Origin of the sequence: Exiguobacterium sp. SH31 (genome assembly GCF_001816105.1) — a bacterium.
Taxonomy (GTDB): Bacteria; Bacillota; Bacilli; order Exiguobacteriales; family Exiguobacteriaceae; genus Exiguobacterium; species Exiguobacterium aurantiacum_A.
Genome location: NZ_LYTG01000025.1, coordinates 1 through 11,140, shown reverse-complemented (window position 1 = coordinate 11,140; position 11,140 = coordinate 1). Strand labels below are relative to the sequence as shown.

Here is an 11,140-nt window from a genome sequence, read left to right as displayed (position 1 = left end):
ATCTACTTCGCGGAAAAATAAACATCTTTTTTAAAGATAGGGTGGTCAAAAAAAAGATAGTGTGTATAATGGAATAGACCAAGCGCTTCATTGTCAGAAAATTTAGTTATTTAGTTGCATTGCACGACACGGAAGGCATTACAATGTATGTGGAGGTAGTTGTATGAAAAAATCAACATTATTCCCGTTAGCGTTTACGATTTTCGCATTATTCTTCGGAGCCGGGAACTTGCTGTTCCCACCGATGCTAGGAGCGTTAGCAGGTGAGAACCTGTTCCCAGCCCTAGTCGGATTCGTCATTACCGGCGTCGGACTTCCTTTACTCGCCTTGTTCGCAGTCGCGCGGGTCGGTGGAGGGTCTGATCAAATCGCCCAGTATATTCCGAAGCGTCTTGCACTCCTTTTGACGGGATTAATGTACGTGGCCATCGGACCGTTCTTCGGGATTCCTCGGACGGCAGCGGTCACGTATGAGATGGGAGTCGTGCCGTTTCTCGGTGCGCCGTCGACGTTCACACTCGCCATCAGTTCAACTGTCTTTTTCGGCTTGACGTTCCTCTTGACGCTCCGCGCTCAAAAGTTGATCGAGATCATCGGACGGATCATTACGCCGATCCTCCTCGTCTTGCTTGCTGGCATCGGGATCACAAACCTTGTGGCCCCGCTCGGCTCACCGGTCGCGCCAGCAGCAGGGTATGAGGCGTGGCTCGGGGCACTCGGTGAAGGCTTTAAACAAGGTTACTTGACGATGGACGTATTCGGGGCACTCGTCTTTGGTGCAATCGTCCTCGTCACACTTAAAGCGAACGGGATGTCGGATCAAAAAGAAGCGTCATCGCTTCTCCGGACGTCCGGTTTACTCGCCGTCACGTGTTTGATGCTCGTCTACATCTCGCTCGCATCGATCGGGGCGAACATGACGGGTGTTACGGGAACGACTGACGGCGCAAGCCTCCTTCAAACGTTTGCCGGTACATCGTTCGGTCAAGTCGGCATGCTCGCACTCGGGGCAGCGGTCTTCCTTGCTTGTTTGACGACAGCGGTCGGACTCATCAGTGAGTTTTCGCGGTTCATGAGTAACACGTTCGAGTCGCTCAAGTACTACCAAGTCGTCATCGGGACAACGCTATTCGGTTACTTGATTTCACTCGTCGGCCTCGGCACATTGATTGAAATCGCGATACCGTTGCTCACGCTCTTGTACCCGGTCATGATCGCACTCGTGCTCGTTTCGGTCACGGAACGGATTCAACGTAACCCGCAAGTCGCCATGAAGGCGACCGTTTACACGGCGCTCGTGTTCTCGCTGTTCGAGACGGCACAAGGCTTGGCTCCAACAGCCGTGACTGCATGGGTCACGAACTTGCCGATGGCTGAAATCGGGCTCGCCTGGGCAGTTCCGACGTTGATTGTTTATGTCGTCACACTGTTCTTACCGAAACAGCGGTCGAGTCGATCACTCGCCGAGTCACGCATCTCATAATTTTACCGTCACCCATCCTCTGGTCCAGGATGGGTGTTTTGCTGTCTTATCGTTTGCTCATTTCATTCATCAACAAGTAAAATGAATAGATGAAAAGGAAGTGACACACGTTGACAACAAAACAAAAGAAACAATTGGCGATCCTCATGCTGAACATGTTCATCGCCGTAGCAGGATTCGGGATTATCATTCCAATCATCCCGGACTATTTAAAAATGATTGGCGAAGGTGGTACCGCCGCCGGACTGATGATTTCGGTCTTTGCCGGGGCCCAGCTGCTCATGTCACCGATTGCGGGGAAATGGGCTGACGTTTACGGTCGCCGGCTGATGATTATTTCAGGGCTTATTGGGTTCACCATCTCGATGGCAGTCTTTTACTTATCGGACAATCTGACGGTCTTACTGATCTCGCGAGCCATCGGCGGAGTCGGGGCCGCATTGCTCATTCCAGCAATCTTTGCGTACGTGGCCGACATCACGACGCTCAAACAACGGGCGAAAGGGAATAGCTATATTTCCGCGGCAATGTCGCTCGGGATCGTCATCGGACCCGGGATTGGTGGCTTTTTCGCCGAATTCGGGCTGAAAGCACCGCTCTTGTTGTCGGCGATCGTCTCATTCGTCGCCGTCATATCGTCAATCATTCTATTGAAAGAGCCGGACCGGGAACCATACGTCCGGACGAACGAGACCGAATCGTTACCACGTCAACTCTTATCGTCGACTAAAAAACCTTATTTCTTCGTGCTCGTCATCAACTTGGTCATGGCGTTTGGCCTCATGGCCTACGAATCGGTGCTCGGACTGTTCGTCAGTGAGACGTTCAGTGCGACGCCGCAAGAAATTGCCGTCATGATCACAGGTACGGGGATCGTCAGTGTCATCGTTCAGCTGTTTGCCGTCGACCGACTCGTCTCGCTCTTCGGTGAGATCAAAGTCGTGCTCATCTTTATCATGCTCGCGGCACTCGGCTTCTTGTTCTCGCTGTTCGCGGGATCGTATGCGATTTTCTTCGCGATCACGCTCATCATCTTCTTGTCGACCTCGATTCTTCGTCCGGTGTTGAATACGCTCGTGTCGAAGATGGCAGATAAAGAACAAGGCTTCGCGATGGGGATGAACAACGCCTATATGAGTATCGGTAATATCGTCGGGCCGACGCTTGCCGGGATTGCCTTCGATATCGACATGCGCTATCCGTTCATCATGGGACTTGTCTTGTTGCTCGTGACGTTTAGCGGGACCCTAAATTGGTCAAAGCGAAACGCGGAGACATCGTTCGAACAATAATGTGAGGAGGAAACACGATGATTTATGTCGGTGTGACCGGTTGGGGAGACCACGACCTGCTCTATACGACGCCGGAAGAGCGGAAGCACAAACTGTCGACATACGCCGGGCACTTTCCGACGGTGGAGGTCGACTCCTCGTTCTATGCGATTCAACCGGTGAAAAACTATGAGAAATGGAATCGTGAGACGCCGGACGGCTTTCAGTTCGTCGTCAAAGTTTCCAGGGAAATGAGCGGTCACGACCGTGAACCGAAGCTGCCGCTCGCCGAACTGTTCGAGCGCTACCGGACATCGGTCGAGCCGCTCAAACAGGCGGGTAAACTTCGGGCCGTCCTCGTCCAACTCCCGCCGTGGTTCGACGTCTCGAAGCCGCATCTCGACTATTTAAGGACGATTCGAGTGGAGCTGATCGACTATGACATCGCCGTCGAGTTTCGGAACCCGACGTGGTTCTCGGAAGCATTTCGCGACCGGACGCTCGCGTTCTTGAGCGAGCAACGCTTCATCAACACGGTGTGCGACGAACCTCAGACGAAAGAGAGCAGCATCCCGTTCGTCCCGGTCGTCACGAACCCGGAAGTCGCAGTCGTCCGTCTGCACGGCCGCAATACGGCAGGGTGGCTCCGCAAACCCGGGATGACGAGCCAAGAGTGGCGTCACGTCCGTTGCCTGTATCGATACAGCGAAGACGAACTGCAAGAACTTGCGACGGCGTGCCGGGAACTCGAACGAGATGCCAAGTCGGTCTACGTCTATTTCAACAACAACTCGGCCGGGGATGCGGCACCGAACGCGAAACGTTTGATTGAGATTCTCGGTGCCGAATATGAGCTCGCCCCGAGCCAAATCAGCCTGTTTTAGGAAGAGGGGATGGCCGTGCGTACGATTAAAATCTTTCATTACAATGACTTGCATTCAAAATTTCATAATTGGCCCCAACTTGTCTCCTTTTTGAACGAACGCCGACACGAGGATACGCTCGTCTTTGACCTCGGCGATCATGCCGATCGAACACACCCGGCGACGGAAGTGACGAAAGGGCAAGTGAACGTCCGCTTGCTCAATCGGCTCAATCCGACGGCCGTGACGATCGGCAACAACGAAGGCATCACGTTTCCGCACGACTGGCTCGATTCGCTCTATGAGGATGCGACGTTCCCCGTCTTGCTCGCGAACGTCTATCAAGCGGACGGGACGCGACCGGACTGGGCGACGGAGACGCTCGTCCTCGAACGGTCCGGTGTGCGTGTCGGTCTGTTCGGCGTGACCGCACCGTATGAAGAGCTGTATCCTGAACTCGGTTGGCAAATTGAGTCACCGCTGACGGCGACTGCTCGGGCACTCGAGGAACTCAAAGGATGTGACGTCATCATCGCGCTCAGTCACCTCGGTTTCTACGCCGACGAGCGACTCGCTGAAGCGTTCCCGGCTATCGATGTCATCCTCGGGGCACATACGCACCACGTGTTAGACGACGGCGTCATGAAAAACGGGGTGTTGATCGCCCAGGCCGGGAAGTACGGGCAATACGTCGGAGAAGTCGAGTTGATGCTTCGGGACGGCCAAGTCGTAGAGAAGAAGGCGTGTCTCCATGACTTGACAGATTACGTTCAGGACGACGACACGCTACGGGCGTTGCGGTTGGAGTATGAACAAGCTGAGAGTTTGCTTGACGTGACGATTGCCGCCACACCAGGCTATGTGAGCGATTGGTTCGGACCATCTCCGATTGCGGAATTGTTGGCGGACGGATTAATGGACTGGTGTGATGCCGAAGTAAGCATCCTTCCATCGGGCATCCTGCTTGAAGGGTTGGCACCCGGACAAGTCACGCTCAATATGCTCCATCGCATCTGTCCGCACCCGATCAATCCATGCCTGTTGACACTCGACGGCGCAACGTTGCTTCGTTTCTTGAGCGATGTTCATGAGGAGCCGTTTACGACGATGCACGTGCGTGGGCTCGGATTCCGCGGGACGGTGCTCGGACACCCGATCGTCCACGGTCTTGAATTGAAACAAGGCCGCTACTTGCTTCACGGCAACGAGATCAGTCTTGAACAGATGTATCGTGTCGCCACGGTCGATATGTTCACGTTCGGTCCGCTCCTGCCGTATTTGGCGGACCAGCCGAAGCGTTACTTTATGCCGGAACTCCTGCGTGACGTGCTACGTGAAACGATCATGGCGCGCCATGACGCGATCCGAAAACGATAGAGGAACGGCAGGCGGGCGTGATATGATAGGAAAGTGGAGGTGTGAAAATGATTAGAGTGAATCACCATGGATATACGGTCATCGAAGAGAAGCGTGACGGGTTTGATGAAGAGGCGTTCATCGCTCGTTATAGCGATGTGCTCGATAAATACGATTACATCGTCGGCGATTGGGGACATGGTCAACTTCGTCTCAAAGGATTTTATGAAGTGAAGTCGAAGTTTGCCACGTACGATAATCGAATCGACCATGTGATGGACTATGTATACGAGTACTGTAACTTCGGTTGTCCGTTCTTCGTGTTGAAGAAAGAGACAGAGATTGATGAAAGTGAAGACGGTCCCGTGTTTGGTGGAACGAAACAACCGCTTAAACTAAAACGAAAATTCAATAAAGCGGAAGAAGCTGAAACTTCGACCGGTTCATGACGCGCTGATGACATCAGCGCTTTTTTTATTACATATATTTCCTAGATGTTTCGTTTAGGTGAAATGACGGTGTGACAGGTTTAGAGATAAGAAAATTGTGATAACTTATATATAAGGTAACTTTTTCTGTTCGGGTTTTGGAAGCGAGGTGGAAGGATGCAACACGTACAAACGACGACCGTCGGCGATCGCGATGACGTCCATAACCGAATCCACAACTTAGGATTAGGTTTATTGACAATGCTGTTCTTCGGATTGGGGAGTATCATGACATTCTACTTCACAGCTGCGGTCTTGCTGTTTGAGTTGGTCCACGTCTTGCTCGTTCGCCGGTTCGAGTATCGGAATACATTCCTAAGAAGCCGGCTGTTCAAGGCAATCTCACTGACTGTTGTCGCTACAGGTGTGCTCTTATTTATTCTATCGATGTCACAGTTTTTTATGGGCAATATCTTATATTAACAGGGGAAAGGAGAAACCTTTCCCCTGTTTTCGTGTTTTTTGAAACCTTCTGCCGGCCAATGACGTACACTAAGGAAAGAACACAAACAAAGGATGGATACTATGACAGCACAATGGAAACAACACGCACAAAAAATGTTGACAGGCAATCGCTGGCTACTCGCTGGAATTTTGATTTTGTTCGTTATCTTAAACGGGATCCCTCAATCGTTCGCACCGACGATTGAGGCTGATGCAGTTCCGACGACGACAGAATCGTTGTTGACACTCTTATCACTTATACTTACGATTTTGATCGCACCGCTCACGGTCGGATGGTCATGGCTCGTCCTCGCAGTGTCACGCGGCGACAAGCCGGCCGTCTCAAAATTATTTGAACCGTTCCAAACCGGCTATGTGAAACACGTGCTCGCACCGTTCTTCGTCGGATTGTTCATCTTCTTATGGGCATTGTTACTCGTGATCCCAGGAATCGTTAAAGCGTTCTCGTACTCGCTCACGAACTATATTTTACGTGATCAGCCGGAACTGTCGGCTCTCGAGGCAATCACCGAGTCACGTCGGATGATGGATGGCCACAAGATGGACGCGTTCAAGCTCGTCCTTTCGTTCATCGGTTGGTTCTTCGTCGGTGTGCTCACGCTCGGAATCGGCTTCTTGTATGTATATCCGTACTTCTCGACGACGTACGCCGCGTTCTATGATTCGCTCCGAGGAGCAGATCAGCGGCGCACGAACCACGTCGGGACGCCTGATATGGAACAAGGCTTCTAAAAAAACCTAAGCTCAAATTTTGAGCGGAGGTTTTGTCATGCTTCGACTTGTTGTTTGTTCAGGTACGGCTTCAACGACAACGTGTGTTCAGCGACGACTTTGCGGATCGTCTTCGTCTTCGAACGCATGACGAGCGACGTCGTCTCGACGATATCGTCCGTCAAGAACTTGACGCCGTCGAGCAGTTCACCTGTCGTGACACCGGTCGCGGCAAAGATGCAATCGTCACTCTTGACGAGATCGTCGATCGTGAGAAGTTGGAGCGGGTCCTCGATGCCCATCGAGATGACGCGGGCCGTCTCTTCTTCGTTCATCGGGTGAAGGCGGGCTTGCATATCGCCGCCGAGCGCCTTGACGGCTGCTGCCGTGATGACGCCTTCTGGTGCGCCGCCTGTCGAGATGAAGATGTCGATCGGGTTCGATTTGATGGCTGCGGCGATCCCGGCTGAGACATCGCCGTCATCGAACAGTTTGACGCGTGCGCCCATACGCATCGCCGCTTGACGGAGATGTTCGTGGCGATCGCGGTCTTGCATGATGACGGTCACTTCTTCGATACGTTTGCCGTTATAGAGCGCGGCTTTCTCGATGATCGACTCGAGCGGTTCGTCGAGCGAGACTTTCCCTTTCAGATTCGGTCCGACAACAAGTTTATCCATATACATATCAGGTGCGTGGAGGAGAGCGCCTTTATCGGCGACTGCGATGACGACCATGGCATCGCCGAGTCCTTTGGCGATGATCGATGTCCCTTCGAGCGGATCGACCGCGATATCGACTTCCGGCCCGAACGTCGTACCGAGGCGTTCGCCGATGTAAAGCATCGGCGCCTCATCTAATTCGCCTTCACCAATCACGACAGTCGCATCCATATTGACCGTACCGAGCACTTCGCGCATCGCTGACGTCGCCGCGTCATCGGCCTCGTTCTTTTGGCCGCGACCAATCCATTTTGATGATGCCAGTGCCGCTGCCTCGGTTGCTCGTACGATCTCTAACGCTAATTCTCGTTCCATAGTGTTGAACCCTCCACGTGATTTATATTTAATGTGACATACTAATTAAAGTGTTAATCCGTGGATTAGTGTATCACAATCGGATAAATGATGTAAATAGGGGAGATTCTTTTCTCGAGTCGGAAAAAAGATTATGATAAGGGGCAGGGGGGATGACGATGTATTTTGTGAATAGAGAAAAAATCAATGAGACGCTGGCCCACATGGAAATGATGTTGTATCGGATCAATCAGCTCGAAGGGGACGCGTTCACACTTGAACTTGCGAAAGAGCGTTTGGCCGTGCATTTGATGGAAGGCGTCATCGATGTCGGCAACTCGATGATCGACGGCTTCATTATGCGCGATCCGGGGAGTTATGAAGATATCGTCGACATTTTATTGGACGAGCGCGTACTCGACGCCCAGACGGCTCAAGCGGCGAAAGAGCTCGTCATGATGCGTGCCTATTACGTCCGGGAGTTCGTCACGTCGGATTCGGCTCGCTTTGACGCCTGGACGGAGCGTCAAAAAGAGACGTTCGCAGCATTTCCCGAGCAAGTCCGCCGCTATTTAGAAGTGGAACTTGGACCAGTATCAGCATTTCTACCGGAAAGCGAGTGATTAGATGAATTTAATTAAAGGATACTTATTTGATTTAGATGGAACGATCTATGCGGGCACCGAGCCGATCAAAGCAGCGGTCGACTTCGTGAACCGGCTCGAGGCGACAGGCTTCCCGTACTTGTTCGTCACGAACAACGCCTCGATGACGCCGAAACAAGTCGCGGATAAGCTCGTGTCGATGGGTGTTCATGTGACGCCCGAGCACGTCTTGACGAGTGCGATGGCAACGGCCCGTTATATCGAGAAGATGACACCAGGGGCGACCGTTTATATGATCGGGGAAGACGGTCTCCGGATCGCGCTTGAAGAGCGTGGCTTCCATGTGACGGACGAACCGAAAGCCGACTACGTCGTCATCGGGCTCGACCGCCACATCACGTACGAGAAATTGGCGAAAGGTGCGCTCGCGATTCGGTCCGGCGCCCGCTTCATCTCGACGAACGGGGATATCGCCATCCCGACCGAGCGCGGCTTTTTACCGGGCAACGGGGCGCTGACGTCCGTGCTCACGGTGACGACGGAGAAAGACCCGTTCTTCATCGGCAAGCCGGAGCCGGTCATGATTGACATCGCCCTCGAGATGATCGGTCTGACGAAAGATGAGGTCGTCATGGTCGGGGACAACTACCATACGGACATCTTGTTTGGGATCAATGGAGGGCTACGGACGCTGCACGTCAATTCAGGCGTTCACGGGCCGGCGTTCATCCAAGAACAAGAAAAGCTCCCGACCTATATGGTCGAGAGCTTGGACGAATGGACACATGCATGAAAAAAAGGGATGACGCTTGTCTCCCTTTTTGTTTAGAATACTTGTTCGACTTCGACGATGCCAGGTACTTCTTCAATGAGCGCGCGCTCAATTCCGGCTTTCAAAGTGATTGTTGAAGACGGGCAGCTGCCGCATGCACCCATCAAACGAAGTTTGACGATGCCTTCTTCTACATCAACGAGTTCGACGTCACCGCCGTCGCGAAGCAAGAACGGGCGTAATTTATCGAGTACTTCTTGGACTTGATCAAACATTTCCATGGTATCTACCCCTTTCTGGTTCTCTTCTATTCTAGCAAGTTTGAGATTGTTTCTCAATCATTAACGCTGAGCGTTTTGTGACAAGGGCGCTGCGTGGTTTTTGTATAATAGAAATGGATAGGGGGAATGACGATGAAAATTACGGTATACGGGGCAGAAGTACAGTGTGCGAGCTGTGTCGGGGCACCGAGCTCGGTCGAGACATATGAATGGTTACAAAGTGCGCTCGCCCGGAAATATCCGGAGCGCAAGTTCGAGTTCGAATACATCGACTTCGAGCAAGCGGATGATGAGATCGCCGAGGCGATCAAGCAAGACGAATGGTTTTACCCGCTCGTCCTCTTGAACGGGGAAGTCGTCGACGAAGGAGTCGTCCAGTTGCGTAAAGTGTATACGGCGATTGACGAGAATTAAACGACATCATAAAACAAGGTTGAGCGAATACACATTCGTTCAACCTTGTTTTCGATTTAGCGAAGTTGGAACGACGACGTCGCTGAACTTGCCGTGTATCCTGAGAGCGTCGCATCCGCCGAATCAATAATCTGAAAATTTAGACAAGTATATCAGGGACAGAGATACAAGACTTTTGGCGCAAGGCAAAGAAGGATGAACGGGTAAGCGGCTGTCATCACATAAAAAAATCGCGAGAAGGCAAGGTAGCCATTTCGCGATTCGGTCATATTATTTGATGACTTTATGTTTCCACAGGATACCGGACTTGAGAAGTCGGGCCACTTTCCCGGTCAGCGACTGTTTCCCCATGAAGACGCCGAAGCCGGCCTTCTTCCCGAGCGACCCGAGCGTGCCTCGAAGTTTAATATCCGGCAACTCAGGATAAGCCACGCCTTTCCACTTGCAGAGCAGCACTTGGACGATCTGTTCCGCTTGTGCCTCGGCGAGTTGACCTGAAGGTGCGTACGGGAGGCTGGCGTTGTCACCGACGACGAAGACGTCAGGGAAATCGGGGACGTAGTGGTGCGGTGTCAGTTTCACACGGCCGCCCCCATCGAGCTCCCAGCCTTGGTTCCGGACGACGGCGACCGGTTGGATCCCGGCCGTCCAGACCGTCAAGTCAGCGGCAAAGTGTTGTTCGTGGTTCCACAGACCGTCTGGGTCGACCCGGACGATGTTGGCATTGTTGATGACTTCAACGCCATGCTCTTCAAACCACGATTGAACGTACATCGAGACACGGCTCGATAAAAAGGACAGGACGGAAGGACCACGGTCGAACAGTCGGACGGTCAGATCGGGACGGCTCTCCCGGAGTTCGCTCGCGAGCTCGACACCGGATAGTCCGGCCCCGACGATCGAGACGATCGAACCGGGCGACAAGCCGTTGATCGCTTGTTGCGTCTTGCGTGACTCTTCTAACGTTTGGATACTGTACGTGAACTCGGCGGCGCCGGGCACGTTATGGTATTTGTCCTCGCAGCCTAAGCCGATGACGAGGTCGTAGTACGGCACTTTTTCCCCGCTTGCGAGCAACACCATCTTGTCGGTCGTATCGATATCCGTGACTTGCCCGTATATGTAGTCGACTTCTTCCGGGAAATCGACACGGATGTCACGATCGGATACCGTTCCTGCGGCTAGTGCATAATACTCTGTTTTTAATCCGTGATAAGGTAGACGGTCGATTAATGTGATCGATACGTCCTTCAGCTGATGGCCGAGGACGCGTTCGATTACACGCATACCCCCGTAACCGCCTCCTAAGACGACTAATTTGCGCATAAAAATCCCCCTTTGTTACTCTCTAACTGTACCATGATATAATACCTCGTAGAAGAACCATTTTCCCGCAATAGGGGAAGAAAGACGGT

General features: G+C 52.5%; 13 protein-coding genes. 10 read left to right on the top strand and 3 right to left on the bottom strand.

The annotated features are described in order from the left end of the window. The first annotated feature begins 163 nt into the window (after positions 1-163). The 7 genes from brnQ to A6395_RS03620 all read left to right on the top strand — a co-directional run bounded on the left by brnQ (position 164) and on the right by A6395_RS03620 (position 6,658). Complete coding sequence (brnQ, locus tag A6395_RS03650) at positions 164-1,483, top strand: branched-chain amino acid transport system II carrier protein (RefSeq protein ID WP_071397907.1); 1,320 nt, start codon at positions 164-166, stop codon at positions 1,481-1,483. A gap of 110 nt (positions 1,484-1,593) precedes the next feature. Beyond that, positions 1,594-2,775 (top strand): MFS transporter, encoded by a 1,182-nt coding sequence (locus tag A6395_RS03645; RefSeq protein ID WP_071397906.1) that lies wholly within the window; start codon positions 1,594-1,596, stop codon positions 2,773-2,775. Positions 2,776-2,792: 17 nt separating this feature from the next. Beyond that, a complete protein-coding gene (locus A6395_RS03640; RefSeq protein ID WP_071397905.1) occupies positions 2,793-3,638 on the top strand; it encodes a DUF72 domain-containing protein in 846 nt (281 codons plus the stop codon). 9 nt (positions 3,639-3,647) lie between these two features. Next, a complete protein-coding gene (locus tag A6395_RS03635) occupies positions 3,648-4,994 on the top strand; it encodes a bifunctional metallophosphatase/5'-nucleotidase (RefSeq protein WP_071397904.1) in 1,347 nt (448 codons plus the stop codon). Positions 4,995-5,041: 47 nt separating this feature from the next. Next, entirely contained in the window at positions 5,042-5,422 is a 381-nt protein-coding gene (locus tag A6395_RS03630) for a YutD family protein (RefSeq protein WP_035386184.1), read from the top strand. A 156-nt stretch (positions 5,423-5,578) separates the two neighbouring features. Further along, positions 5,579-5,884, top strand: a complete 306-nt coding sequence (locus A6395_RS03625; RefSeq protein ID WP_071397903.1) for a hypothetical protein — start codon at positions 5,579-5,581, stop codon at positions 5,882-5,884. A 102-nt stretch (positions 5,885-5,986) separates the two neighbouring features. Continuing rightward, the gene (locus tag A6395_RS03620; RefSeq protein ID WP_071397902.1) at positions 5,987-6,658 is read left to right on the top strand and encodes a DUF975 family protein; all 672 of its coding nucleotides are present in this window, start codon (positions 5,987-5,989) and stop codon (positions 6,656-6,658) included. 35 nt (positions 6,659-6,693) lie between these two features. Here the strand turns inward: A6395_RS03620 and glpX are convergent, their stop codons facing one another. Further along, entirely contained in the window at positions 6,694-7,674 is a 981-nt protein-coding gene (gene glpX, locus A6395_RS03615) for a class II fructose-bisphosphatase (RefSeq protein ID WP_071397901.1), read from the bottom strand. A 158-nt stretch (positions 7,675-7,832) separates the two neighbouring features. On the opposite strand from glpX, the gene A6395_RS03610 reads away from it, so the two are divergent. Together A6395_RS03610 and A6395_RS03605 are read left to right on the top strand one after the other, a co-directional pair. Continuing rightward, on the top strand, positions 7,833-8,276 hold the full coding sequence (locus tag A6395_RS03610) for a DUF86 domain-containing protein (RefSeq protein WP_071397908.1): 444 nt from the start codon (positions 7,833-7,835) through the stop codon (positions 8,274-8,276). A gap of 4 nt (positions 8,277-8,280) precedes the next feature. Continuing rightward, the gene (locus tag A6395_RS03605; RefSeq protein ID WP_070328756.1) at positions 8,281-9,051 is read left to right on the top strand and encodes a TIGR01457 family HAD-type hydrolase; all 771 of its coding nucleotides are present in this window, start codon (positions 8,281-8,283) and stop codon (positions 9,049-9,051) included. Positions 9,052-9,083: 32 nt separating this feature from the next. Here A6395_RS03605 and A6395_RS03600 read toward each other — a convergent pair whose 3' ends face one another. Further along, positions 9,084-9,311, bottom strand: a complete 228-nt coding sequence (locus tag A6395_RS03600) for a NifU family protein (protein WP_012726833.1) — start codon at positions 9,309-9,311, stop codon at positions 9,084-9,086. A 126-nt stretch (positions 9,312-9,437) separates the two neighbouring features. On the opposite strand from A6395_RS03600, the gene A6395_RS03595 reads away from it, so the two are divergent. Continuing rightward, entirely contained in the window at positions 9,438-9,725 is a 288-nt protein-coding gene (locus A6395_RS03595) for a DUF1462 family protein (protein WP_071397900.1), read from the top strand. 270 nt (positions 9,726-9,995) lie between these two features. On the opposite strand, the gene A6395_RS03590 is transcribed toward A6395_RS03595, so the two are convergent. Further along, positions 9,996-11,051 (bottom strand): NAD(P)/FAD-dependent oxidoreductase, encoded by a 1,056-nt coding sequence (locus tag A6395_RS03590; protein ID WP_071397899.1) that lies wholly within the window; start codon positions 11,049-11,051, stop codon positions 9,996-9,998. Positions 11,052-11,140: the final 89 nt, after the last annotated feature.